Below are 25761 nucleotides of genomic sequence, written 5' to 3'. Positions count from 1 at the left end.
TCACCACTGTCTTGAAAAAACGCTCTCCCCTCTCACCATCAACCGCAGGCTTTCCTCCCTGCGGTTGTTTTATTATTTCCTCAGGATCATTCAGGAAGAGGCATTGGATTGTCCCGTCCAAAAGCGTCACTTCCTTCGCAAACCACAATCCCTTCCGCGCGACGCCAGCGAAGAGCAAATTAATACCTTATTCTCTGTTGTTACCTGCAAACGCGATATTGCCATCTTCACCCTCATGCTCGAATGTGGACTACGGGTGGGTGAGGTCCGTGCTCTCTCAGTGGAGGATGTCCTGCTCGAATCTCCTCCCCAAATAAAGATTAATGGCAAGGGAGGCAGGCAACGAATTGCCTATCTCCCTCCACCAGCCCTATCCACACTCACAGATTGGCTCACTAACCGCCCGGTCACGAAAGATCGGGCGGTTTTCATTTCCCAACGTGGCATGCGCCTCTCCGTCAATGGGGTCCAGTTCATCTTGAAGGAATATTGCCAAAAAGCAGGAGTTCAAGTCACCTGTCATCAATTCCGCCATGCTTTCGGAAGGCGCATGGCAGAGGCTTCCATGCCGGTCACCTCCCTGCAAAAACTGCTCGGACATTGCAGTCCACGCACCACACAGCGCTATGTCAATCTCTCCAACCCTGCGCTGCAAGCTGACTATGACCGCGCGATCCAAAAGGCATTGGGTGGTACGGCATGAACGCGCCGGAGTGGGAGACTTGTATCCTTAAATATGTTAATTATCGAGCTCGATCCTGGAGCGAAGCGGATCGTCTCACCCAGACCCACAGCCTGCTTGCCATCTTGATGGCATTTTCCCGCAATTTGAATGTACTACACCTTGCAGACCTCACGCCCAGGGTCTGGTTTGCCTATGTTCAAGAAAGAATCAGGGCATGCATCAAGCCTTCCTCACTGAACACAGAGTTGAAGGTTATTCAGTCTCTGCTTCGGTTTGTAAAAGAAACCGACAACCCTATTTGCGAGACAATGCTGGAAGTCCGCCCATTGAAAACAGGCAAAGGGTTTACCTAAGGATTTGAGCATTAGTCAGGTCAAAACCTTGGTTGATGCTATTCATAAACCAATAGATAGAGCTTGGGTCTTGCTGATGCTTCATTGCGGGTTGCGTACCTGTGAAATCCGCGCCTTGCATTGGGGAGATATTGATCTGCAAAAACGCGTTCTCTATGTTCGAGAATCCAAGGGTTTGCAAAGCCGTGTCGTTTTTCTGAGCCAGCCAGTAAAGGAAGTACTGGAGGAACTCCCGCAAAACCAAGATTTTGTATTCACCTATCGCAACGAGTCTTTAAGCCGTCGCTATTGTCAGAGCAGATTGACGACTCTTGGCAGGCAAGTCGGGTTTCATGTCACGCCCCACCAACTTCGACACACCTGCGCGACGATACTCCTCAATGCGGGAATGTCAGTCCTTGGCGTGCAAAAGTTGTTGGGGCACAAATATGTGGAGACGACTTTGCGATATGCAAGGTTATACGATGTCACAGTTGTGAGAGATTTTTGGAAGGTAAGTGATGTGAAATAAAGAAATTGACTCTAGTCGCTGATGATGTGCTTTCTGACGTTGGAGTGTGGGTATTGAGGTTAAGTAAGTTTTAGGATGTATGGTAATTTCCTGAAAATTTATACGTAGGAAGTTGCCATACATCTTTCAGTTCCAATATTATTTATAATAAATCCCATATCCTGTCCAATTTTGGATATTTAACAATACGCTGGGTTTGGCATTTGACGAATAAAGTAAATTGATCATAGCAAATATATCTTCCATTGGACTAAAAAAAATACCTTTTAAAACCGCCATATCGGGATTGAAAAGAAACTTCAAATCCGAAGTGGTAATATCAATTTCATCACCACTAATAACGAATGCCAATCCCTTATTTGGATAAAACACAGTAGAACGAAAATATCCGTCTTCAACTTTTCCAATATCTAATATTAAAGGCTCTCCAAAGATGGTAATTAAATCATCCAACTTTATTGAATTAGATCGCAAGTCAACCTCGATTCTGGTAACAACTTCGTTCTCTGACGCGTAAACATAAGAGTTGTAACCATCGAGTGATTGCCATCTTATAATTCCACCATCCAAAAGTGTTAAAAATCCTTCTTTTGCCTGTTCTTTCTTCTTAAGAATTTCTATCATATCACCACTTTTTGTAACTCCTGGCATAATATCTAACCAGCAAGGTGGCTCGCAATCTCTTGTACCAACTAAAACAGTTCCTTTAGAATCTTTGCAACCTGTTAGTACCAAAATCAAAGGAAGTGGAATTAGCAATATGCGCAAAATAACTGTTTTAATCTTCATAACTCACCATTGAATATCTAATTGAGATTTATCAATTTACCATAGCTGGGAAGACAGAGGTATTGCTCTTTATTTATAGATAATTGTCCTGTGTCTAAGACAAACTCAATAAATTTCCATCTTTTTTCGCCAGGAACTATGCCAATGTCTGGTCCTGAATAATTTGTGTAAAGTAAAACATATTCTTCTAGTGATTCGGCGAAATCTTCGCGACGATTAGGAGGATAACCTGAACCATAAATTGGTGGGTTCTCTTGTCCAAGGTTGTACCACCAAAGAAAAGTGAATGCCCCAACATATTCCTCGAATTCTTTACTATACTTCCGCTGATTTATACCATCAAGATAATGCCCTAATTCATGCACCAAAACCCCTTCGCCACACAATTTATCAAAGCTGTTATAAAAAACAATGGAGCTGTTTTTTACAAAATAGCGATTCGTTTCTGCACAAGCCTTATTGTCATTAGCCAAAATTCTCTTTAATTTTACGCTAGAGGGATAAAGTGTGCCTAAGTCAACTTTAGATGATTGGTCAAATCTTTCGAGGTCTTTTTGTATATATAATAATTCTTCGTAAGTCCAAAAATTAAATTTACTCAACTCAGACCCTAAATCCACAAAACTATAACGAGATTCAATTTGAAGTAGAAGACCCCAGCATGGGTCTTCATCTGTTCGAGGTTCAGGGCAGAATCCACTTGGATCCGTATGCTTGACAGGATTCCCCTCGACGTACATCCACCGGTTCAGCGACAAGGGACGGTTGTAATCCCCACTCCACGTATCCCGCGACTGGAACCTCCCATCGGCGGGGTTGTAATATCTGGCTCTGAGGTAAATTAACTGTGTGGAATCCCCATATTGTTCTTTTATTATTTACATCTTATATGGATGCCATAAGGTTAAGACCCAATATGCGTTTGGTTGTGGTGAATTGTGAAAAGGCGTGAAATATAAAGAACACCTGATTCTTAAATCAGTTTATAATATGGAATATGTCCACTCTCATCCCTGCACAAAAAGCGATCGGAGTTCTACTTTATGATGCTGAACAACGTGATATCACTACGGCTCGTCGCGCTGCCTTGTTGCGTATCCTTTGGAACGAACGCTTCCTCACACGTTCGCAATTGATCGCGCGAGTTGGGTATCAGCTAGGAAAGAATTGCTTTGGCATATCTGCCTGGGAAGATGCTTTTTACCGGGATATGCGGGTTGTTAAGCAGGCTTTTCTAGCCGCCGGATTAACCTTGGAATACAGCCGGGGCAAAAAACGTTCTGGTTACTATATATGTGAGCAAGATGCTTTATCGCCTGAATTCATGAATATGGTGAAAGCTAGCGCCGCAGAAGTGGACCAACGACAGCTCGACATTTACCGCAGGTTATCCCCTGCTGCACGCTTTCGGCAAGGATGCGCAATCAGCGACACTGCTCGAAACGTTGTGGCGTTTCGTATCCGGAAGGAAAATCCTTCACTGACTGTACAAGAGGCTCATCAGCTAGCTTTACAAAGGGCATATACAAAATGAGTAAAAAGACTCTGGATATTACAAGTTTCCTCAAACTTGTTCTTGAGGCGTTGAAAGCTTCCAAGGTAGAGTACATGATCGGAGGGGCGATTGCGGAATGGGCTTGGGGAGAGCCGAGAGCCACTCAAGATCTGGATGTTGTTATCAATCTACCCATCAAATCCATTGGTAAATTCTCCAAGGAACTTGAAAAGCGAGATATGCTCGTTCCTGCGGACATTATTTTGGATACGATTGCTGAAGATCGAGCGGACATTCCCTTGAATGCGATTCACATGTACAGCGGTCTTAAAGCGGACTTGTATTTGATGCGAGAAGGTGATGCTTTACGTCAGAGCGCTTTCAAACGTCGTATCTTGGTGGATTATGGTTCGCCGATTGGGAAAGTGTTTGTTCACACTCCAGAAGATTTGATCATTTACAAACTGATGTACCTAGGATTGAGTGGGCAACCAAAACATGCTCGAGATATTACAGCAATTCTGAAAGCTAAAAGTGGGAATATCGACCTCCAATATATCGAAAAATGGGTTACCCAGTTAGGGCTTGGGGCAATATGGGACGGGCTAAAAGGCAATATTAGTTAGGGTTTCTTATTCAAAGTGAACAATATGGGGATTCCACACAGTTAATTTACTTCGGAGCAAGATACTATGACTGTTTGGAATTCCCGGAAATCAAAAATAGTTGTTTTTGTTCACTTATGCTATTGAAGCTTCGTGGATGGAAGATGTTTTAGAAGAACAAGATCGCGCCAAGTACGAATTCGCTCACGACACTGATCCAATTCGACTGTTCGCCAGACTTATCGATAAAGATCGAAACCGTCCGCGCCGCGCCAACGAGTAGATAGGCAAACCCGAGCATATGAAATGCAGTCTCGCTGCGGAAAAGAAGGGGATAGGCGCCCAGCGCAACAAAGAACATCCCAAGCACCACACGAATCTCGGTCACGCCACGCCCGCCATTGGGGGTTAGTCCGGTAAACGTCGGCGCTTTGTGGAGCGAAAAGGGCGTAAGCACCCACAAGAATCGTAAAGCCGCATGCAATGTATTGCAAGATCGAGAGGATCATAACTTTGTCCTTGAATGAGTTTATTTGCGGTCGTAAAAGATCAAAAGAGTACTGCCGTACTTTCTTTCTTCACTTTCCACCAGATTTCTAACTTCAACTTCTTCATACTCCCGTGGATCGATCTGCACAATGACCGTGCCATCATCGCTCAACCATTCGCTATTGTCGTCGATCAATTTCAAGGCTTCCACCCACATTTTTTTGTACTGTGGCGGAGCAATATAAACATATTCAAAACGCTTGTCTGGTGTGCCGGATAACATACTAAAGGCATCGCCGCGTTTGATCTCCGCCTGCTCAATGAATTTGCAGTGCTCCAGGTTTTCCTTGATCGTTTCGATCGGCGCACGGTTCAGGTCGGTGAACTTCACAAAAGCAGCGCCGCGACTGAGTGCCTCAATGCCAATTGCACCAGTCCCAGCGAAGAGATCCCACCAGTTCGAATCGATCACATCGCCTGCCAGAATATTGAACAGCGATTCCTTTACACGATCCATAACAGGGCGGGTTGTATCCCCGGGAACGGACTTTAACTTCCTGCCTCTTGCAGTCCCTGCGATCACTCGAAGACTCATTCCACGCTCTTTCGTACCGCCATGATGTTTTCATGGGCAGATTGATAATAAACTACACAGCCGGTACCGAGGATGAATTTTTTCCCCTTCGTCTGCTGAATGGCGTCCGCCGCCTCTTTCTTAACTTGTTCTGGATCGCCCGAGTAAAGCGTATCCTGCCGGATACCTCCGCACAATACGCCGCGGTGTACACTCTGCGCTTCAGAAAGGGACGGATATGTTTCGCGGTCGTGCCAGTTGACAATGTGAACGTTTAGCAGCCGCAACAGGGAAAAATAAACATCCTTGCCGTGCAGGTGGAGCAGGTTGCACCAAAATCCTTCAGCGGCTTTCAATGATTCCTGATCGTAGGGCAGGCACAATTTTTTATATTCATCCAATTCAAGCATGTGACCCTGGGCATGTTGCACTGCATAAAAAATACCGTCTGCGCCGGAGTCCTGAACAGCTTCTATAAATTTGACTGTGGTCTTGGTGATGGTTTCCAACCCCTTCATCACCGCTTCCGGATGTTTTTTTATATGTTCTAAAAGCAGGTCATTCCCAGCTAAATTCTTTGCCTGCGAAATGGGGTTAAAGATGGTCTGCAAGACCGGGGTGTCTGCACCGATGCCATCGCGTACAAGTTTTAAGCATTTCAACTGGGCAGCGAGGTGCGGAGCAGTGGGGTCAAGCGGTTTGAGCGTTTCCCAGTCTTGTGGTTTTTGAATGACTCGTTTGGTGTAAGCCCGCGAGCCTTCGGGGTTATTCTGCCATTCATCCTCAACGCCCCAATCTTTGACGGCAAAAGAGGAAGCGGGTGTCACTTTGACGATGTCGAAGTCATAGGCTTGTTGGAATTTCAGTGTGGCAGCGGCGAGAGTTTCAGGGTTCTGATCCTCTTCGGGGAAGTGCCGCCATAATGCGACCGGTGTCCGGTCTGTCATTTCGCCGTTGATACAGGCTTTGATCCGTTCTCGGTGGGTGGTGGTCATATATTCTTACAACTCGCTTTCCAGGCGATGCCTGTGATAGATCCCTTCGCGGAAGGTTTTGATGATTCTAAACCCATTTGCCTGCGTCGCTTTCAAGCTGGCGATATTCCATGTTTCAACGCTGGCGTAGATTTTTTTATACCCCTGTTTACGTCCTTCGTCCATGAGGGCTTTTTGCAGGGAACGCCCCAACCCGCGCCCGCGGAATGTTGGGTCAACAGTGAAGTATACGCATTCAATGGTGTTCGGTTCATACATTTGCCCGCGAATGGTAATGCTGGAGATTGCCATTTGCAGGAAAGCCGCCGGGCGGGTGAAAATAACCTTGATAATATTTTGGATGAACCAGCCCTTATCTTCGGTCAATTTGGATGTGAGGGCAGAAGGCTCCGGAGAGGCGAGGCTGAAGCCCATGATCTCGCCAGTGCCATCGTCTTGTGCGTAAAAACCAAATGCGCGATCGTCCTTGATAGCGCCCTCGAAATACCGCAGAACAAAAGGATACCCAAGTTTTGAAAGCAAACCCGCATCTCCCAAATGGATCTCGGCAATGCGCGGGAGCAGGCTGGCGGGAATGGTTTTGAGGGAATGGAGAGTATGAGGCATAAAAATAGATCAGACCAACCCGCGGATGATGTATGGTCCAAGCGGGCGAATGATGAAGGCAGGCATGAGTTTCCAGGCTGCAATGGCAAATTGGAATTTGGGATTCTTTTGATTTAGTGAAGGCAATTCCTGCTCCGGAGCGAGCCAGAACCAATAGGCGAGCGGCTTCTTCTCTGGTGCCCATTTGGATTTGAACACATCATTGCCAGAACCGATCAGGCTGCGTCCGAGGTCGAAAGTGGTGCAGCCCTTTTGCATGGCGCGTTCAATGACCATCCAATAAAGATATTCACCCGCATAGGCAGAACGGGCGTAGCGTAAAACATTGGCATGCAGGTTGAAGATGGTTTTTCCTTGGTAAATGAATACACCGCCGCCGGTGATCTTGCCTTTTGCATCATACGTCACGGCAAATTCAAGCGTATTGCCGAGATACTCTGCCATCTTGCGAAGATAGGTTTTAGAGTGATACGGCGAGCCAAGCTCATGCATCGAAAGGGCAAGCGCATCATAGGCATCATCAAGCAGGTCAAGATGACCGAAGCGGATCGAGAACCCTTTTTTCATTGATTTGCGGACGTGGTTGCGGTGATCTGAGGAGAAGCGTTTGAGCAGATCGTCTGGAGTGGCAGCGAGGTCGATCAGGTAGGTGGAGTAAACCGGGTGTTCAACCCAGCCTTCGGCGAGGGGTGAAGCGATATCGTCGAAGCGCAGGGAAACGTATTCAGCTTTGATTTCTTCCGCGAGGCGGCGGGCTTCATTCAACAAAAGGTCACGGACGGCTTGATCCTCGAAGGTGAATCCTCCATAATTTCCGAACGGGGCAGTGGCGAGATAATGCCCAAAGACCGGATGCTTGACTTCCAACAATGAAAGCGCACCCAGCGGGCGGTCTCCCTCCAGCACTGCAAAACGATGGACGGGATGACCATAAACATCGTTGATGAAGTTCATCCACGAGTCGAGTCCGATGTAGCTGAGTTTCGGCTCAAGCGAGGGGTAGTCGAGAGAATTGACGCGTTGAATTTTCATGATAGCTCTTTGATGTAGTCCTGCATGCTGGAGGTGGGGAAATTCCTAAGCAGGTCTTTGAGGAAGTTGACTTTGTGAAAAGTAAATGGAAGCAAAGATGGGTCGCGGAGCAGGTCGTTTGCAAACCGCGCATACCAGCGTGATGGTCTGACGAGTTCGTAGGGATGTAAAAAGATGACCGGGCTTTTGCCCGCCTTGAATTCTTGTTCGATGATCTTGTAAACGATCGGGCGGAACAGTCCGCTCATAAAACTGGAGCCGTAGGGGAATTCGCCGCCACGGATAAGTTTGAGATTCATATTACGCGGCGCGTTGAATTCGTCGGGCATACTGAGGAGTGGCAATGTGCTGGCAGGGATCTCCCAAATACTGCCTTTTTTTATAGTGACGCCGGTCGGTGCGTATTGGGATGAACTGTATGTGAAGTTATGTTTCGCCAGCAGAGGGTAGACCTCTTCGACGGTGGTGATCATGGGGGCACGGTAACCGCGGACATTATATTTTTTTATCCACTCAGCAGAGGCATTCAGGTCTTTTTCGATCTCGTGGATATTGTTCAATCTGCGATGAACATGGCAGTGAAAGCCGACTTCATGACCGGCTTTGCTGATCTTTTCAGGAAGTTCAGGGTACCACCCCGCCATTTCGCCCACGAGATAAAATGTGATCTTGGAATTTCCCAACATTTCAAGGATGGGGTCAATCGCCCGGCGCGAATATTCTTCGTCCATTTGAAAGCGCGTTTCCGGCGGCAGAAAATCATACCTGCGGGAAAGTGCGAACCAGGATTCATAGTCGATCGTGAGGAGTAATCGCGGAGAGGGGGTCATGGCGCGGGGATTATAGCAGGGTTAGGGGACTTGCTTGATGAGACAGAACACGTTACCTTGACGGGAGATCTCGATCAGCGCTGGATCATTTTTGAGGAAATTTAATTGTTCGTTCGCTCGAGTATTGACGAGATAGTAGTCGCCGGTTTGTACGTTTTTTTCTTCGCTGCGAAAATCACGGATGGTGATATTTGGGCTGGCATAGTAGGCTGCAATATACGGCTCGCGGCGGACGAATAACTGGGCGTTTTGCGGCGCGACCTGTTCGAACTTCAATACTGCTTCGCGGTAGCATGTCAGCCAATAATCGGTTTCGTAGTTACCGTTCACTGCACTTGCCAGGTTGTTGTAATACGTATATTCGTATGGATGCAGGGAAATATTCGCGTAAACTCCAGGCAGGAGCAGCAGCGCCGAAAACACAGCAACCATCCATTTGGTTTTTAGCCAGCCAAAAATGTGATCTGTGGCGATGCCTGCAAAGATAAAGATAGGCGGCAAAATGAAAAGGAAGTGTCGATAGTTATCTGATAAGGGCGGCTGGCTAAGTACAACATAAAACAATGGAATCACGAACCACAATAAGATCAGGATCAGCGCATGCCAGTCTTTTCGCTTCCAGACCAGAATAAGGACGCCGATAAAAAACAGCGGCAGGACAGGTTCGGTCAATGTAAGGATAAGCAGTTTAGGCAGGTAATTTTGAGGCAGATCGTAGGCGCGATAAAGCTCGCCGCTAAAGAGCACTTGAATGGACGCTGGGTGTTCACTGGCAAGTTGCAGCACTTGCCGGAATTGATGGAGCGGGTCGATCCAGAGATAGGGCCAGGCGAGCACCATGGATAGCAATGCGAGCACGCCGAACAAAGTTAGTGCAATGAAATTCGTGCGTGAGAAAAGTTTGGCTTTGAGAATTAATATCGCATAGAGTATGGCAAGGAGCCCAGCCAGCGGGGCGAGGATGCGGATGGAAGTTGCCAGCCCGAGCAGGATGGCGGGAAGCAGAACGATCTTGAATATCTGTCGGCTCGTTAGTAGATTTGAAGCCGAATCAGTTTCTGTTAATTTTTCCACCATGCCAAAGCTGGTGTAAACGCTGGCAATGAAGAACGTCATGAAGACAGAATCTTTGGGGTTGATGAAGGCGTGCCCCCAGAGAAGCGGCTGCCAGGCGTAAAGCGCGGCAACGAATAAGGCAGCCTCCCGGCTCATCCATTTTGAGGCGAGGCGGTAGAGTAGATAAACTCCCAGGTTAAAGGTCAGGAAGTTGGAGAGGTGCCAGGCAGAGGCGGTGTCTACACTCAGCCATTTCAAAAAAGAGATCAATGGAACTGCGAGCAATAAATAGGCCGGACCGCGATTGGCATGGTCGCTGGCGCTGGCACCAAAGGCATTCTCAATGTCGAAATTGCCGCTAAACCAGTTAGCCGGGTTGTAGGCGTACGTTACAGATGCGCCATACTCATAAAACAGCGGCTCATCCCATGATAAGCCATAGGAACGAAACGTCATCAACCCGATGATGAGGTTGATGACGAGGAGAATCAAAACAGGGTGTTGCCGAAATGTTTTCAAGAGTTTATTTGGAAATGCGTCGCTGCTGGCGCAGTTTGGCTTGTTCGTACCGGGCTTTGTCTTCGTCAGTCTCAAGGTTGAGCTGCGGAATGGTGGTTGGGTGATTGTTATCGTCCAAACCAACATAGACGAGGTAGGCGGTATTGGTGTGAGTGCGTTCGCCGGTGATAGGGTTCTCGGCAGTGACCTGCACTTCGGCTTCCATGGAGGTACGCCCGGTGTAAGTCACTTCGGCGGTAAAGGTGACGAGGTCACCGATCTTGATCGGTTCACGGAAGACGAGCGAGTCCACTGCAACGGTGACCACACGGGTTTGAGCGTGGCGCATGCAGGCAAGCGCCCCAGCTTCATCTACCAATTTCATGATCCAGCCGCCGTGGACGTTGCCATGGTGGTTGGCGTGTTCGGGCTGCATCAGCTGCGAAAGGTAAACACGAGACGTGCGAGACGTTTTTGCTTGATTCATCGGTCAATCCATATCCTGCCGGAATTCACCACTATCTAATGTGTGAAGTTTTTCAGGCATTTCAAGTAGAACGTCGATCAGAGAGTGGCTAAGTTCGGGCATCAGCGGTGCAAGCGGAACACTGGCGGGTAATTGGACTTTCTTGGGAGTTGGCGGCGGGGAGATGCGTGGTTTGGTCTCTTCTATGGCTCGTTTAGTGACGATGCGCGGGTCATTGGTGAGCGTGCCGACAAATTCGCCGATCACTGAATACACGTCCCGGTTTGGGGTGACAAATCCGATCCAATCTCCGTTGCGGTTGAATAAATAAGGATATAAAAGAAAAGCTTCGGCATCGCCTTTGGTGGTGTAGATTGGAATTAATGTGAGTTGCGCCATTTGAATATCCCTATCCTATGTCATCGTCAATGTCGTTGTATGTCCAGTAACGGTTGATAAAAAAGTTCCACATCATCACAATGCCCACAGCGGCAGCCAGAGTCAGGTTTTTTGCGTAGAACTCGGCGGTAAGGTAGGAGGTGTGGAAGGAAGTTTCAACCAGTTGCAGAAGCGGTGGTTCAAGGTAATGCAGAATCGGAATGCGGATCGCCATGCCAGCTACGTTGACGGCAAAGAACATGCCCAATTGGTTAAGAAGCGGGCGCGAGCGTGATTCGGGGTAGGTCCAGTAGCGATTCCATGTGAAGTTGCTAATGACGGCGCAAACGAAGGAAATGGTCCCTGCCACAACCAGGGGAGTTGCAATATCCCATGGGAAAGCAGGTTCATCACGCCGAAATCGATCGCCGCGCCAATGGCTCCGACGAATGCAAATTTGAGAAAACGCCTTCGTTCTTTTGCGTCCGTCAGGATCATGCCAGCCCCAGTTTTTGTTTGAAAAATGGGATGGTGCGGCGCAGACCCTCCTCCAGACTGACTTTCGGTTCCCAATTCAGGATATTTTTTGCACGGGTAATGTCGGGGCGGCGGCGCTGCGGGTCGCGGGCGCTGCGGGCATTTTCCATAAAGGTAATCCCGGCGGTGTTGCCGGTGATGCGGTTGATGGTTTCTGCAAATTCAAGCACGGTCATTTCCACCGGGTTGCCAATGTTGACGGGCATATGCTCATTGGAGTACAGCAGTTTTACGATCCCTTCGATCAGGTCGTCTACGAAACAAAAGGAGCGGGTTTGGCTGCCAGTGCCATATACGGTCAGTGGTTGACCCAACAGGGCTTGTTTGAGCAGATTGGGCAGGGCGCGACCATCTTCCATGTCCATGCGTGGACCATAGGTGTTGAAGATGCGCACGATGCTTGTATTCACACCATGGAAGCGGTGATATGCCATGGTCATCGACTCAGCGAAGCGTTTGGCTTCATCGTACACGGCACGTTCACCGACCGGGTCAACGTTGCCGGGGTAGGTCTCTGCCTGCGGGTGAACCTCTGGATCTCCGTAGATCTCGCTGGTGGAAGCGATCAGGAAACGAGACCCATCGCGACGCGCTACACCCAAACAGTTATGCGTTCCAAGCGCACCTGCCTTCATGGTTTGAATGGGCAAGTTAAAGTAACCGGATTTGGAAAGCGGGTTTGGGCTGGCAGGAGAAGCAAAGTGCAAGATCGCTTCAACTTTGCCGGGCACAAAGATGTAATTGGAAACATCTCGCTTGAAGAATTGAAATTTTTCATTGCCAGCAAGATGAGCGATGTTATCAGGGTTGCCCGTGATGAAGTTATCCATGCCGATGATCTCGTGACCGTCTGCAAGAAGGCGGTCGCAGAGATGAGAGCCGAGGAATCCGGCTGCGCCTGTGATCAGTATTCGCATTGCGTATGTACCTCTTTTTATTTAAGTTACTTCCAGTCGATCCGGGAGATCAATCCGTCCCCGGTAACTTGATAGGTGTTGCCGCTGCCGCTGTCAACCAACCACAGGTTGCCTTGATAGGTGACTGCGATAAAACTTCCGGTTTGTCCTTCCACCTGTCCGGGTGCCCAGGCGGGTGTTTGTGGTTCGATTCCATTTTTGTCTGCCGGTGGGAAAAGCGCGCGGCTGTTCGAACCGTCACGATCCATCGCGATCAACCGATAACGGCTCGAATCGCTTTGGTCAATAAAAATGGATTGCAGGAACGCTACTTGAAAGGCGGCTTCTCTTCCAATGTATGTGACCGGAGAAATGGATGGATACGAGAACATGCCGGCTGAGTTAACCAGAGTGACCGCCGATTCGTTTTTGAACGAGAGGGCGGAGAGGTCAAAGTAAGGCGACTCTTCGCCGGAAATGGGTGCGGGTGCAGGGGCATGACTGACGAAGTATAAACTGTTTCCGTCTGCCCCCCAAACGATGGGCGGAATCCATGCCCAGTCGCTGTGTGTGTTTAATGGGGTGATATCTAATAAGGGTTTCAAATAGCCGCCATCTTGATCAACAAGACCGATTCCATCCGGGCGGGCATACGCGAGGCGCCCGTCTGGTGCGAAGGCAAAGGACATACCCCACCAACCGTACACACCGCCGCTGCCAGAACCTAGCAGTTTGCGCGGACTGCCGCTGTTTGTGATGCTCACGCGGTACAGGTCATTGTTCGCCTGCCAACCGGGCGCTGTGCTGCGCGGCTCAACAGTGGAATACGCCACTGAGTTTGTTCCAGGTATCCACGCCGCAAAGTGGACGACATTTCGGGCTTGCAATGAGATCAGTTTTGGTTCAAGGTTGCGGGTGCGTACCGCCCAAAGCGTATTGATCTCTTCGTCGGCGGGTTTGCTTGATTTACGGGTGAAGACCAGATATTCCCCATTGGGAGAAAGGGTGAATATGCGTCCATCCAGATCGCCAGTGCTGACGATGACGCGGCGATTGGCAGTAGAGCCTTCCATGATCCAGGCATTGCCGCCTGCCAAATAGGCAAGTGTTCCCGGCACATTTAGCGGCACAAAGGAAGCTTGCGCGCCGACCATGACGATCTCAGGCAGTGCCTCTTTTACGACCACGCTCTTAACTACATTCTTGCTGATCTCTACTTTGTCTTCCAGTATCCTGCGGTAGGTGACCTCTTCGAGTCCGTTCACGCCTGCCTGCACAAGGCGCGTTTCTCCTTCAGGCAGGGTCTCATTGCGGACGATCTGCCTTTCAAATGGGATGACAGATTCGGCAGTTTCGAAGACCTCTTCCACACGTGTCAAAGTAATACTGTCGCCATCGCTGATGACGGTGTAAAGCGGCGGTTCGGTCTTGTCGAGGCTGCCTAATTCGATACCGGCGCTTTCCAGTGCCTGGGTTACGGTCGCGCCAGGCTCAACGGTTACTTCCTGGGTTTGTCCGTCTGCGGTAATACTGATCTTGATGCTGCTGTTAAGCTGGGGTGAGCGACAAGCCGCCAACAGAGAAGCAAAAAGTAAAATGATGAAGGGCAGGCTGGAGCGGAGAGGGAAGCGGGGCATGTCGGGTATAATCCAGCCGCTATTTAATTCTTCCTGTTACCGTCATGATGCCATCTGCAATGCTGATGGTTTGCAATCGGAAGCCGACAGCCACAGGACCGAATGAGCCGGTAAAGGCTTCGTCAATAATGGCACTGATGGCGGTGTTGAGACCTTCCGGTGCAGGGACGGGACCGAAATCTGCCGAGGCGATTTGAATTTTGGGTTGACCGGTGGCTTCATCAATGGTCACATTCATGGTGATGAGCATGTTACCGGTGAACCAGCCTTGTGTGAACTTGCCATACATCATCATCTGTCCGTTGCGGAGTAGGATCTGCGGCTCAGTAAATGGTGGGGTGGTTTGCAGGGCGATCTTTTCTGCGATGTATCCGGTGAGTTGAGATTCTGTGATCTGCAGTGTGATGACGCCCGTTTCTGCGCCAGTGACCATTGCCTGCTGGATCATATCGCGCAAGGTTTGCGCATCGGTGGCAGATGCAGGGACTGTCTGTGCCGGATACTCGGGTCCGCCGACGTTGATGGAGCAAGCCAGCGACGCGGCAACAAGAATAATGAAGAAGAGTTGGATGTGATTGTTTGGTTTCATTTTGTATGTATAAATCTATTGAATGCGGAGCAATTATAGCATGAGCGAATCTCAATCCATTTCAAATGAAGAGTTGAGCCTGTCGGCGAAGATCGAGGCGATGTTGTTCGTTTCGGCGGAGCCAGTGCCGATGGTGCAGCTTTCTCAGGCGTTGGATGTGACAGCTTCGGTGGTGGAACGTGGCTTGAAAGAATTGGAAGAAGCATTAAAGTCGCGCGGCTTGCGCTTGCAGCGCAATGCGGGTCGCGTGCAGTTGACGACTGCTCCGGAACTGGCTTCTTTGGTCGAGACGTTTCTTGGCTTGGAGGCGATCACACACCTCAGCCGAGCCGCATTGGAGACGCTGGCGATCATTGCGTACCAACAGCCGGTCACACGCCCGCAGGTGGATTCGATCCGCGGCGTGAATAGTGACGGTATGATGAAGAGTTTATTGAGCAAAGGTTTGATCCAGGAATCTGGACGAACAGAGGGTCCGGGGCGTCCGATCTTGTATTCGACCACGCCTGAATTTTTACAACATTTCGGGTTGACTTCGATTATGGAATTGCCGCCACTTGCCGCACCCATTGAAGTTGAACCGGAACCGACAGAGTTATTGAAAGGCTAAACATGCAGGAACGTTTACAAAAATTGCTCGCCCAGGCTGGATATGGCTCGCGCCGCGCCTGTGAAGAATTTATTATTGAAGGGCGCGTCTTCGTCAATGGGAAACCCGCCGAGTTGGGACAGAAAGCTGACCTTGCTGTTGACCGTGTCACTGTGGACGGTAAGGCGCTTGCCAAGCCTGAGACGATGGCATATATTGCCTTATACAAACCACGCAATGTGCTGTCTGCTGCAGAGGGTCCAGATGACCGCCAGACCGTGCGTGATCTGATCCCTGTACCGGGGCATCTTTATCCGGTGGGGCGTCTCGATTATGATTCCGAAGGCTTGATCCTTATGACCAATGATGGGGAGCTGACAAATAAGCTCACACATCCGCGTTTTGGTCATGAGAAAGAATATCGCGTCCTTGTGGCACGTCGCCCCGATACCGAACAGATCGATGCCTGGCGGAGAGGGGTGGTACTTCCCGATGGTGACCGTACCCAGCCTGCACATGTCCACTTTATTTCATCTTCCGGCAAAGGCGCGTGGATCCGGGTGGTAATGGGGGAAGGCAAGAAGCGTCAGATCCGTGAGATCGGGAAATTGCTCGGTTTGCCCGTTGTAAGAATTATCCGTTTGCGGATCGGCACCTTGAAACTTGGCGATCTCAAGCCCCGTCAGTGGCGATATTTGACCGAGGATGAAATTCGGGAATTGAAAGGGGAAAATGTCCCGAAGATGGAACAGAAATCCATGAAGCCGCGTCCGCCCAGGCGACCCATGCAACGGACGACCGATTCGACTCCGAATAGGAGAAACGAATCAGCCTCGAGACGGCGAGCTGAGCCTGCTTCCCAAAAACGGACTGGACCGTCTCCCAAAAGAAGGAAGTAAATGAAGAAGTTATATTACGTTGTAATCTTTGCCTTGGCGGTGTCTGTGATGTCAGCTTGTCAGGGTCTTCCGCGTTTTAATGACACACGCCCAAACTTTCTGATCATCATCACAGATGACCAGCGGTATGACACGATGGAGTATATGCCGAACACCCAGGAATTGATCTTTGATCAGGGTGTGACCTTCTCAAAGGGTTATGTGACGACTCCTTTTTGTTGCCCGAGTCGGGCGAGTATCTTGACAGGTATGTATGCGCATAACCATTGGGTGCATGTCAATGAAGATCCGCTAGAGTTTGGCACTATGGTGGAAGATATTCAGCGAAACGGTTATTACACAGGGTTGGTGGGGAAGTATCTAAACTCATGGAAAGGGGATACCCGCCCTGAGTATGATTTCTGGGTTTCGTTTTGGGGTGGTACGCTGAAAAGCTACTATGACCCAGACTTGAATGTGAACGGGACATGGTCAAAACATACAGGCTATTCAACCTATCTCTTTCGGGATTTTGGTCTTGAGTTTCTTGACCAAGCCAGTCAACAGTCGAAACCTTTCCTTCTTGTTTACGCGCCCAATGCGCCACATGCACCTTTTACTCCTGCCGAAGAGGATAATGCACTCTTAACCGATCTGGTGCCGTATCGTCCGGCAAGTTTTAATGAAGCAGATATAGAAGATAAACCTGCTTCAATTTCAAATATGGCTCCGCTGACAGAGAAAGATATTACTTCGATCGACAACACTCGCAGGCGTCAGATCCTGACCTTGATGGCGCTCGACCGTACCATCCCGGACATTATTAATAAGTTGAAGGAAACCGGCGAGTTGGATAACACCGTTATTATCTTTATTTCGGATAACGGTAAACATTGGGGTGAGCACCGTTTGGATTCGAAGAGTACCGCGTATGAAGAATCTGTCAAAGTGCCGTTTGCCATTCGTTACCCGGTGCTTGTCCCCACGCCTTATGTGGATGACCGCATCGTTGCTAATATCGATATTGCCCCAACCCTTTATGAACTTTCTGAAACACGCATCCCGGATTCTATGGATGGGCGTTCATTGGTCAATATGCTTCAAGGCGGGGCGGATTGGCGCGATCACATTTTGCTGGAAGCCTGGCCAGACCGGGGTGCCTGGTCTGCCATTCATACTGGAGAATACATTTATATTGAAACAGAGAATGACCTGTCGGAGTTCTACGACCTGAACCTTGATCCATTTGAACTGGATAATGCGATCTCCGACCCTCAATATCAGGAAACGATCGCTACTTTACAACAATACCTGCAAGCCGAACGGCAGCCAAGGACATCTCAGCCTTAAAGGTTACATTTTCCCCTTGACTCTGTCTCTTCTCGACCTTAGAATTTGTATAACAATTAAACGGTTCACAGGGAAGAGATCCCCGTAAGAGGACGCCGAAGGTGCAAATCTGGAGACAAGGCGAATCCAGATGAATCTCTCAGGCAAAAGGACCCTGTAACCGACGACACTCTGGAAAATTCCTGTTGAAACGACTCACAGGATACCGACGGTGTAAAGTTAGTTTGGTAGTCAAAAACTACACAACTAGACTAATCTCTCAGGTTCAATTACAGAGGACGCATGATTATGGAATCGTGCGTCCTCTTTTGATTCGCCAAAAATTATTTCCAAATAGGAGACAACAAATGAACACACCTGCCAACCTCAAGTACGCTAAATCTGATGAATGGTTTGACCCTGCCACTGGCGCTGTAGGTATTTCGGATTTTGCCCAGAATCAACTTTCAGATATTGTTTTTGTTGAAATTCTTGTGGATGAAGGCGAAGAAGTGACCGTGGGCAAAGCCATCGCCTCCGTGGAATCGGTGAAGGCTTCTGCTGAAATTTACTCGCCTGTGGCTGGTAAGGTCGGCGCTGTGAATAAAGGACTCTCTGAGAAACCCGAAACACTCAATAGTGATCCCTTCGGTGATGCCTGGATGATCAAGATCGAAGGCGGCTCTGCAGATGGTTTAATGGATGCAGCTGCCTATGAAGCTGATTGTGCAGGAAGAGCGCATTAATTTTTTCGCAGGGACGAGGTGCCTCGTCCCTGCGATTATTAGAGGTAACCCATGACCTACATTCCAATCAGTCCCAAAGAACGGGATGCGATGCTGGAGACCGTCGGCGTAAAATCGCTTGACGATCTCTTTGAGGCGATTCCCGCCGCGCATCGTTTTCCCGAGTTGAACCTTCCCCCCGCGCTCACCGAAATGGAAGCCGCCGCTCACCTGGGCGATATGGCAGCCACGAACGAGAACGTGCGCGACCATCTCATTTCTTTCCTCGGTGCCGGTGCATACAACCACTACATTCCGTCAGTTGTAGATCACATGCTGCGCCGCGGCGAGTTCTACACCGCCTACACCCCCTATCAGCCTGAAATCTCGCAGGGGACTCTACAAGCTATCTTCGAATATCAATCGTTGATGACCAACCTCACCGGCATGGATGTCTCCAACGCATCTCACTACGATGGCGCAACTGCCACCGCCGAAGCCGTGAACCTTGCCTTTGCCCAGTTCCGCGGCAAGCGTAAGAAAGTCGTCATGTCACCCACCGTCCACCCGCAGTACCGCGAAGTGATTCGCACCTACTCGCAGGGGATGGGAATTGAAGAAGCGGGAGACGACCCCAATGCAGATCTCGAAGCGGGTCCCGAAGGGTTGATGTCGCTTGTGGATGACAAGACCATGCTGGTCGTGGTGCAATATCCTGATTTCTTCGGTCGCATCTACGATTACACCAAGCTCATTGACGACGCACATGCCAAGGGCGCGCTCGTTTGCATCGTGGCAAATCCCACCGCCTTGCTCATGCTCAAGACGCCCGCCTCAATGGGCGCAGACATTGTCGTGGGCGAAGCACAGCCATTTGGCATTCCGCTCTGGTATGGCGGACCCTACCTCGGCTTCTTCACCACTAAGAAATCCTACGTTCACAAAATGGCAGGGCGCCTTATCGGCGAAACCATGGATAACCGCGGCAATCGCTCGTATGTGTTGACCCTGACCGCACGTGAACAACATATCAAGCGCGAACGTGCCACTTCAAACATCTGCTCGAACCAGGGTTTGCTTGCGCTCGCTGCTTCGGTTTATATGTCAGTGCTCGGCAAGAGCGGGCTGCAGGAAGTTGCAAACCTGTGCTATCAAAAAGCGCATTACGCCGCAACCGAACTCAGCAAGGTCGACGGCTTTGGCATGTGCTTCACCGACCCGTTCTTCCATGAATTCGTGTTGTGCTGCCCCAAGCCTGCCAGCGAAGTCAACCAGTACCTGCTCGATAATGGCATCCTCGGCGGCTACGACCTCGGCAACGATTACCCCTCGCTCAAGAATCATCTGCTTGTGGCAGTCACCGAAATGAACAGCAAAGATGAAATTGACACCCTCGTCGAAATCCTTAAGGAGATGAAATAATGGCTACCGTGATCGAACCCACCATTTTTGAACTCTCCTCTCCCGGGCGACGCGGCGTGACCATGCCCGCCTCAGACGTGCCCGAAGTTGCTCTGCCTCCCAAAGATCTGCTTCGTTCTGACTTGCCTCTGCCCGAACTCGCCGAAGTGGACGTTGTGCGTCACTATATGAAACTCTCCAGTTTCAATTACTCCGTGGACAGCGGCTTCTATCCATTGGGTTCTTGCACCATGAAGTACAACCCGAAGATCAACGAAGACACCTGCCGCCTGCCGGGCTTCCTTTACACTCATCCTTTGCAGCCCATCGAAACCGTGCAAGGCAACCTCGCCTTGATGTTTGAAACGCAGGAATGGCTCAAAGAGATCAGCGGCTTTGCCGGTGTGACCCTTCAGCCTGCCGCTGGCGCGCATGGCGAATTCACCGGCGTGTTGATGATGGCGGCGTATCACAAGCTGCGTGGCGATACCAAACGCACCAAGATGCTCATACCTGATGCGGCACATGGAACCAACCCTGCTTCTGTCGGTATGCTTGGCATGCAAGTCGTGACCATCCCCTCCGATGCGCGCGGTAACGTAGATCTGGAAAAACTCAAAGCCGCCTGTGACGATACCGTGGTCGGTATGATGCTCACCAACCCGAATACCCTTGGCATGTTCGATGAACATATCGAAGAAGTTGTAAACATGGTCAAGGACTGCGGCGGTTTGATGTACGGCGACGGCGCGAACCTCAACGCCTTGCTCGGCATCGTCCGCCCCGGCGACCTCGGCTTTGATGTGATGCACTTCAACCTGCACAAGACCTTCTCCGTCCCGCATGGTGGCGGTGGACCGGGTTCTGGTCCGGTCGGTGTTAGCCAGCGCCTTGTGGATTTCCTCCCGTCCCCCCTCGTTGGCATCATCGAAGAAGGCGACGATGAAACTGCGCCGCTTTATGGTTTCGTCACCCCCAAGAACAGCATCGGTCGCATGAAAGCCTTCCACGGTCACTTCGGCGGCGGGCTTGTCCGCTCGTACACCTACATCGCCATGCACGGACCCGATGGCTTGAAAGATGTTTCTCAGTACGCGGTGCTCAACGCCAACTACTTGCAAGCCCGTCTGCGCAACACCTATCACATCCCGTATGACCGTATTTGCATGCATGAGTTCGTGATGGAAGGACAGTTCGCAGGCAGCGACGTCCGCGCGCTGGATATCTCCAAGCGCCTGATGGATTACAAATTCCATCCGCCCACGAACTACTTCCCGCTCATCGTCCACGAAGCGCTGATGATCGAACCGACCGAGACCGAGAACAAAGACACCCTCGACCGTTTCGCCGACGCGCTCATCGCCATCGCGGAAGAGGCCAAGACCCAGCCCGAGCTGCTCCACAACGCACCCAGCACCACGCAATTCGGTCGCATGGACGAGGTCAAAGCCGCGAGAGAGTTGGTCCTCTGCTGTTGGCTGCCCGAGAATTATGAACAGTTAGTGTAGCGAAGCAATTAGAAATCAGTATTTGTCTGGGCAGGCATCCGTCTGCCCAGACTGTGTTTAAGTAACTTATGCTCAACTTGATGGTTTTATTGATAAAGGATAAAACTTTATGCAACCTATTCAAACCAAACTTGAGATCGTTTCTGCTTTACAGGAATCTAGTAAATATATGCAAGAATGGTACTCTTCCTTTTCAGCTAAAGAGTATTTCGCAAGGCATGGAGAGGTCTGGTCTGCATCAGATAATGTTGACCATTTGATCAAAGCGATAAAGCCTATTGCCAAGGCGCTGGGGCTTCCCAAATTAGCTTTGCATGCAATGTTTGGAAAACCTGATCGATCTTCGAAAAGCTATGAGGAAATTTGTTCCCTCTACCGTGCAGAGATCGCAAAAGGAGCTGTAGCAAGCGGCAGTTTTCTCCCTCAACAGGAAGATCCGGCTGACCCCGAGGAAAGAAAATCCGCAATTCTTGCTGAGCTCTTCAAAGCGATGGATAAGTTGGTGTTAAATATCGAGAAGTGGGACGACCCTTCCTTGGATGAAGCGCAGCTTCCACATCCGCTTTTAGGCAATTTAACCATGCGCGAGATGCTCTATTTCACGGTATATCACAACTTAAGGCATGCCAGTAAGGATGGGGATTAATTCTACAAACATCCTCCATATCCCCAATTTGGAGGATGTTTGTATTTAAATTTGAATCCTATAATCTCCATCGCTTCCGCTTTTTTGATCAAGCAAAAAGTAATGTGGATGTAAAGGAGAAAAAAATATGAAGGTTTTTAAGTATTGGGTTACAGAAAAAGTGCGGATGGATGTGTATGGCGAAATAAAAGAAATTACCATCTATGGTGGGTCAAATGTTTCAACGGATGACGCCGCACAAAAGGCAAGACAAAAGGCAGATTTGATAAAAAGAAAAATAGAAGGGAATAGAGATGCGTTTGAAGAATATGAAGTAGAGATCCGTGAGGAAATTCTTCGAACTGTGGATGACCATACTGTCATCACTCGTAACCGTTATGGAGCACAGGTGATGAATGCAGAAAACTTAATGTTTCTTGACATTGATAAACCAAAAGCAACTCTGGCAGGTCTTTTCAGGAAAAGCTCGCCTGGAGACGATAAAGAAAAAATTTTTGATATGGTGCGTAAATTGGCATCAGGTTCAAAATACGCCGGGCTGGGATTTCGTATCTACGAAACCTTTCAGGGAGCACGGGTGATCGTGACCGGACGAAGTTTCGATCCGCGTGAGTTGTTTGCCATGGAGTTGATGCGGGAGTTCAATACCGATCCTTTGTATGCCGCTCTTTGTCGTAAACAGGGCTGTTTTCGTGCAAGGTTAACGCCTAAACCCAATCGAATAAAAATGAAGGCATATAAGGTGAAGTATCCGCGAGTGGAGGCGGATCTTCAATTTGAAGCCTGGCTGCAGAGCTATGAACAGGCGAGCAGAAACTTCAGCGTATGTAAATTCGTCGAAACTGCTGGAGCAAATCACGGGTCGTTTGAGGCGGTTCGTCTACATGATGACTTTACGGGGGCAGGTTTGCATTTGCCGCTGGCATAATTCTCGTCAACTTTGAAAGGCGGTATCTTCCGCGAAATCTCAGGGTTATAATTGACGTTATTCAAAAAGGCATCCAGATTTTGGGTGCTTTTTGTAATTACATCATAGGAGAAAGACGTGCTCAACAAACTGCTGTTCCATCGATTCCCAAATGTAAAAAGCCTCCTGACACGACTGCAGTATGAATTCATTTCGGCATTAAATCTCAAACGTGATGTGCTATTTATGAATTTTGGCTACACTGCCCATCATCAAGGAGTGGATCCGATCCCGTTAAAGCCAGAAGATGAGATTCACCGTTATCCGATGCAGTTGTATCATCATGTGGCAAAGCATGTCAGCTGGACGAACGCCGATGCACTCGAAGTCAGTTCGGGGCGCGGCGGCGGCGCGTCTTTCATCATGCGTCATTTCAAGCCCCGAACGTATGTGGGAGTGGATTTCTCCGCCAAGGCGATCGAGTTTTGTCGCAGTCATCATATTTTGGAAGGATTGCGTTTTGAACACGGCAATGCCGAAGACCTGAAATATCCGGATAACTCATTTGATGTTATTGTGAATGTGGAAGCCTCTTTGTATTATCCGAACGTCAAGAAATTCTTTCAACATGTGAAGCGAGTTTTGAAACCAGGAGGGTATTTTCTCTACACAGACCTGCGTTACGAAGAAAAGATACCGGAATGGCATACGCAGATCGAAGAGATTGGTTTGAAGATCATTAAGGAGGAAGATATCACCGATAACGTGCTCAAAGCCATGGAATTGGATAGGGAGCGCCGTATCCACCTGGTGGACACTTACATTCCGGTGATCTTGCGCAAGCAGTTCTATCATTTTGCCGGTCTCGATCTGGACTCGCCGACGGCTGTACCGCATTTGGAAAGACGCCGATACTGGTATTTTGTTCTGCAAAAAGCATAATCGTTCGATACGTCCGAAAGAAATCATTGCTGGCTGAGCCCGTGACTCTATCAGCGCGATCTAATAATTCACCTAACCGAGGCAACTGTGAAAAAGAAACCGTTTTATATACTTGTTATGATCCTGACGATCTTTAGTCTTGTTCTTTCTGCCTGTGATACAGTGGAAGAAGAGTCGGTAGATAGCGCGGATGTGGATGCATCTGGCGAGACTACATCTGATTTGGAAGAGGCAGTCACAGAAGAGGCAGATTCAGAAGCGGCTGCGCCGATAGAGTCTGCGCCGGGCGAGGTTATTTATGATTTTGGCTTCGTTCCGGAAGAAAATGGGTTCAGTTTTGAAAACTATGGAGATGAAATATCAGTCACCAACCTGACCGCCGCAGAAATGCGCCGCATGTTCGGTGATGTGGTCTGTGCGGATATCAACGGAGATGAATGTATTCTTACTCCACCCGCCGAACAGTGGATGGAGCAGATCAATGGCGACATGGCAGGCGGACACTGTGAGGGCATGGCAGTTCTTAGCTTGATGATGTACACCCAGCAAGTTTCACCTTCGGATTTTGGCGCTTCGGTTGCCAGTGAGCTGGATATCAACGACGAAACGCTTCAGCGCGAGATCGCTTATTGGTGGGCAACCCAGTCGGTGGACCCGACCCAATCCAGTGCGGTGACGGGCACTCCCATGGAAATTCTTGAAACCATCCGTCAAATGGAAGTCGGCGGCGAGACCTACACCATCGGCATTTATGATGGGAATGGCTCAGGTCATGCGATTACCCCTTTTGGCGTGGAAGACAAAGGCGATGGTTTGTATGCCATCCTTGTGTATGATAACAATTATCCTGGTGAAACCCGCGAATTATTTGTTGACTCTCGCGATAATTCCTGGACGTATGAGACTTCGATCAACCCGCAGGTGGAATCTGAAGTGTGGAGCGGCAATGCTGAGACGCAGACCCTTAATCTCACGCCCACATCTGCCCGTCTTGAATCGCAATACTGTTATTTTTGTGAAGAAGGGCAGGCAAGTGCCGGGAAACTTGCGGCCGCCAACCAGCCCTTTAATCAGATCTTTTTGGATGGCGAAGGACACATCCTGATTACCGATGAAAGCGGCAACCGTCTTGGTTATGTGGACGGGAAGATCATCAATGAAATTCCGAATGCTTCCTATACTCAGATGCGCATGTTGGCGAACGGCGAAACCCCCGAGCCGATCTATTCGATCCCTGCCGGGCTTGACCTGACCGTCACCATTGACGGAACGGACCTTACTGAAGAGACTCTTACTGATCTCGTTATGATCGGTGCTGGTTTTACAATTGGCGTGGAAAGCATTTATCTGACCCCCGGTCAGGTGGATGTGGCGTATATTTACCCTGCCGACCAAATGATTGCTTATGAAACCACCTCAGACGAATCGCCCAGTATTATTTTTGGTGTTGAGAACCCTGATGCCGATTACTACTTCGAAGTGTACGGCGCGGATATGATCGGCGGCGGCACCATTACAGCCTGGCTCGATAGCACTGCAGGTGACCTGCTCATTAATACCGAAAAATTGACCGGCGAAGGCAGCTTCAATTTCTACCTCACTCGTATTACTGATGAAGCTGAAGAAGAATTCTTTGCTGAAGATATCGCCTTGAAAGAAGGTGCACTGGTCTATGTCAACTATGCTGAATGGACAGATGCCAACCCGGATGGTATTTACTTCGGCGTTGATCTGAACGGTGACGGCGAGATCGATGAAGAGTATGTGGTAAGTGATGCCCAATAAGTAGAAACAAAAAAAGATGCGCCATGCGGC

General features: G+C 49.3%; 30 protein-coding genes and 1 riboswitch. Of the genes, 15 read left to right on the top strand and 15 right to left on the bottom strand.

Annotation, left to right across the window (positions count from 1 at the left end; genetic code table 11):
• Positions 1–103 precede the first annotated feature (103 nt).
• From IPG80_RS16620 to IPG80_RS16610, 3 genes are read left to right on the top strand one after another with little or no spacing between them, the layout of a single operon-like run.
• Complete coding sequence (locus IPG80_RS16620; protein ID WP_345109093.1) at positions 104–703, top strand: tyrosine-type recombinase/integrase; 600 nt, start codon at positions 104–106, stop codon at positions 701–703.
• Positions 700–1038: a hypothetical protein gene (locus IPG80_RS16615; protein ID WP_345109090.1), complete on the top strand. Its 339-nt coding sequence runs from the start codon at positions 700–702 to the stop codon at positions 1036–1038. The genes IPG80_RS16620 and IPG80_RS16615 overlap by 4 nt, the downstream gene beginning before the upstream one ends.
• A gap of 4 nt (positions 1039–1042) precedes the next feature.
• A complete protein-coding gene (locus IPG80_RS16610; protein ID WP_345109087.1) occupies positions 1043–1549 on the top strand; it encodes a site-specific integrase in 507 nt (168 codons plus the stop codon).
• Positions 1550–1687: 138 nt separating this feature from the next.
• Here the strand turns inward: IPG80_RS16610 and IPG80_RS16605 are convergent, their stop codons facing one another.
• Entirely contained in the window at positions 1688–2338 is a 651-nt protein-coding gene (locus tag IPG80_RS16605; RefSeq protein ID WP_345109084.1) for a hypothetical protein, read from the bottom strand.
• A 17-nt stretch (positions 2339–2355) separates the two neighbouring features.
• The gene (locus tag IPG80_RS16600) at positions 2356–3213 is read right to left on the bottom strand and encodes an RHS repeat-associated core domain-containing protein (RefSeq protein WP_345110150.1); all 858 of its coding nucleotides are present in this window, start codon (positions 3211–3213) and stop codon (positions 2356–2358) included.
• A gap of 122 nt (positions 3214–3335) precedes the next feature.
• Between IPG80_RS16600 and IPG80_RS16595 the strand changes: the two genes are divergently transcribed.
• Together IPG80_RS16595 and IPG80_RS16590 are read left to right on the top strand one after the other, a co-directional pair.
• Positions 3336–3872, top strand: a complete 537-nt coding sequence (locus IPG80_RS16595) for a hypothetical protein (protein WP_345109082.1) — start codon at positions 3336–3338, stop codon at positions 3870–3872.
• Entirely contained in the window at positions 3869–4459 is a 591-nt protein-coding gene (locus IPG80_RS16590; protein WP_345109080.1) for a hypothetical protein, read from the top strand. Before IPG80_RS16595 ends, IPG80_RS16590 begins: the two co-directional genes overlap by 4 nt.
• 148 nt (positions 4460–4607) lie before the next feature.
• On the opposite strand, the gene IPG80_RS16585 is transcribed toward IPG80_RS16590, so the two are convergent.
• The 13 genes from IPG80_RS16585 to IPG80_RS16525 all read right to left on the bottom strand — a co-directional run bounded on the left by IPG80_RS16585 (position 4608) and on the right by IPG80_RS16525 (position 15021).
• On the bottom strand, positions 4608–4895 hold the full coding sequence (locus tag IPG80_RS16585) for a DUF4345 family protein (protein ID WP_345109077.1): 288 nt from the start codon (positions 4893–4895) through the stop codon (positions 4608–4610).
• A 72-nt stretch (positions 4896–4967) separates the two neighbouring features.
• Positions 4968–5522 (bottom strand): 16S rRNA (guanine(966)-N(2))-methyltransferase RsmD, encoded by a 555-nt coding sequence (rsmD, locus tag IPG80_RS16580; protein ID WP_345109074.1) that lies wholly within the window; start codon positions 5520–5522, stop codon positions 4968–4970.
• Positions 5519–6496: a uroporphyrinogen decarboxylase family protein gene (locus IPG80_RS16575; protein ID WP_345109071.1), complete on the bottom strand. Its 978-nt coding sequence runs from the start codon at positions 6494–6496 to the stop codon at positions 5519–5521. Before IPG80_RS16575 ends, rsmD begins: the two co-directional genes overlap by 4 nt.
• A gap of 6 nt (positions 6497–6502) precedes the next feature.
• Entirely contained in the window at positions 6503–7102 is a 600-nt protein-coding gene (locus tag IPG80_RS16570; protein ID WP_345109069.1) for a GNAT family N-acetyltransferase, read from the bottom strand.
• A gap of 9 nt (positions 7103–7111) precedes the next feature.
• Positions 7112–8134, bottom strand: coding sequence for a peptidoglycan bridge formation glycyltransferase FemA/FemB family protein (locus tag IPG80_RS16565; RefSeq protein WP_345109067.1), 1023 nt, complete (start codon positions 8132–8134; stop codon positions 7112–7114).
• Positions 8131–8964, bottom strand: a complete 834-nt coding sequence (locus IPG80_RS16560; protein WP_345109063.1) for a polysaccharide deacetylase family protein — start codon at positions 8962–8964, stop codon at positions 8131–8133. The genes IPG80_RS16565 and IPG80_RS16560 overlap by 4 nt, the downstream gene beginning before the upstream one ends.
• A 21-nt stretch (positions 8965–8985) precedes the next feature.
• Positions 8986–10539 (bottom strand): hypothetical protein, encoded by a 1554-nt coding sequence (locus IPG80_RS16555; protein WP_345109060.1) that lies wholly within the window; start codon positions 10537–10539, stop codon positions 8986–8988.
• Between the two features lie 4 nt (positions 10540–10543).
• Positions 10544–11005: an acyl-CoA thioesterase gene (locus IPG80_RS16550; protein ID WP_345109056.1), complete on the bottom strand. Its 462-nt coding sequence runs from the start codon at positions 11003–11005 to the stop codon at positions 10544–10546.
• A gap of 3 nt (positions 11006–11008) precedes the next feature.
• Positions 11009–11383: a hypothetical protein gene (locus IPG80_RS16545; protein ID WP_345109053.1), complete on the bottom strand. Its 375-nt coding sequence runs from the start codon at positions 11381–11383 to the stop codon at positions 11009–11011.
• Positions 11384–11393: 10 nt separating this feature from the next.
• On the bottom strand, positions 11394–11732 hold the full coding sequence (locus IPG80_RS16540) for a GtrA family protein (protein ID WP_345109050.1): 339 nt from the start codon (positions 11730–11732) through the stop codon (positions 11394–11396).
• Positions 11733–11856: 124 nt separating this feature from the next.
• A complete protein-coding gene (locus tag IPG80_RS16535; protein WP_345109047.1) occupies positions 11857–12816 on the bottom strand; it encodes a UDP-glucuronic acid decarboxylase family protein in 960 nt (319 codons plus the stop codon).
• A 26-nt stretch (positions 12817–12842) separates the two neighbouring features.
• Positions 12843–14432, bottom strand: coding sequence for a G5 domain-containing protein (locus tag IPG80_RS16530; protein WP_345109044.1), 1590 nt, complete (start codon positions 14430–14432; stop codon positions 12843–12845).
• Between the two features lie 19 nt (positions 14433–14451).
• On the bottom strand, positions 14452–15021 hold the full coding sequence (locus IPG80_RS16525) for a hypothetical protein (RefSeq protein ID WP_345109041.1): 570 nt from the start codon (positions 15019–15021) through the stop codon (positions 14452–14454).
• Between the two features lie 40 nt (positions 15022–15061).
• Here IPG80_RS16525 and scpB point away from each other — a divergent pair, with 40 nt between their 5' ends.
• The 10 genes from scpB to IPG80_RS16475 all read left to right on the top strand — a co-directional run bounded on the left by scpB (position 15062) and on the right by IPG80_RS16475 (position 25731).
• Entirely contained in the window at positions 15062–15631 is a 570-nt protein-coding gene (scpB, locus tag IPG80_RS16520; RefSeq protein WP_345109038.1) for an SMC-Scp complex subunit ScpB, read from the top strand.
• Between the two features lie 2 nt (positions 15632–15633).
• Entirely contained in the window at positions 15634–16509 is an 876-nt protein-coding gene (locus IPG80_RS16515) for a pseudouridine synthase (protein WP_345109035.1), read from the top strand.
• Positions 16510–17838 carry a sulfatase gene (locus IPG80_RS16510; protein WP_345109032.1) on the top strand — a complete coding sequence of 443 codons (1329 nt, stop codon included), beginning with the start codon at positions 16510–16512 and terminating at the stop codon, positions 17836–17838.
• 60 nt (positions 17839–17898) lie between these two features.
• Positions 17899–18003, top strand: a riboswitch (glycine riboswitch).
• A gap of 182 nt (positions 18004–18185) precedes the next feature.
• Positions 18186–18563, top strand: a complete 378-nt coding sequence (gene gcvH / locus IPG80_RS16505; protein ID WP_345109029.1) for a glycine cleavage system protein GcvH — start codon at positions 18186–18188, stop codon at positions 18561–18563.
• A 51-nt stretch (positions 18564–18614) separates the two neighbouring features.
• Positions 18615–19964, top strand: coding sequence for an aminomethyl-transferring glycine dehydrogenase subunit GcvPA (gene gcvPA, locus IPG80_RS16500; RefSeq protein WP_345109026.1), 1350 nt, complete (start codon positions 18615–18617; stop codon positions 19962–19964).
• Positions 19964–21451 (top strand): aminomethyl-transferring glycine dehydrogenase subunit GcvPB, encoded by a 1488-nt coding sequence (gcvPB, locus tag IPG80_RS16495; RefSeq protein ID WP_345109023.1) that lies wholly within the window; start codon positions 19964–19966, stop codon positions 21449–21451. Before gcvPA ends, gcvPB begins: the two co-directional genes overlap by 1 nt.
• A gap of 109 nt (positions 21452–21560) precedes the next feature.
• Entirely contained in the window at positions 21561–22097 is a 537-nt protein-coding gene (locus IPG80_RS16490; protein WP_345109020.1) for a hypothetical protein, read from the top strand.
• Positions 22098–22224: 127 nt separating this feature from the next.
• Positions 22225–23025 (top strand): hypothetical protein, encoded by an 801-nt coding sequence (locus IPG80_RS16485; protein WP_345109017.1) that lies wholly within the window; start codon positions 22225–22227, stop codon positions 23023–23025.
• A 117-nt stretch (positions 23026–23142) separates the two neighbouring features.
• Complete coding sequence (locus tag IPG80_RS16480) at positions 23143–23946, top strand: class I SAM-dependent methyltransferase (protein WP_345109014.1); 804 nt, start codon at positions 23143–23145, stop codon at positions 23944–23946.
• A 117-nt stretch (positions 23947–24063) separates the two neighbouring features.
• On the top strand, positions 24064–25731 hold the full coding sequence (locus tag IPG80_RS16475) for a hypothetical protein (protein WP_345109011.1): 1668 nt from the start codon (positions 24064–24066) through the stop codon (positions 25729–25731).
• Positions 25732–25761 lie beyond the last annotated feature (30 nt).

Source organism: Candidatus Villigracilis vicinus (assembly GCF_016702885.1).
GTDB classification, from domain to species: domain Bacteria; phylum Chloroflexota; class Anaerolineae; order Anaerolineales; family Villigracilaceae; genus Villigracilis; species Villigracilis vicinus.
This window is presented reverse-complemented; position numbering and strand designations above follow the sequence as displayed.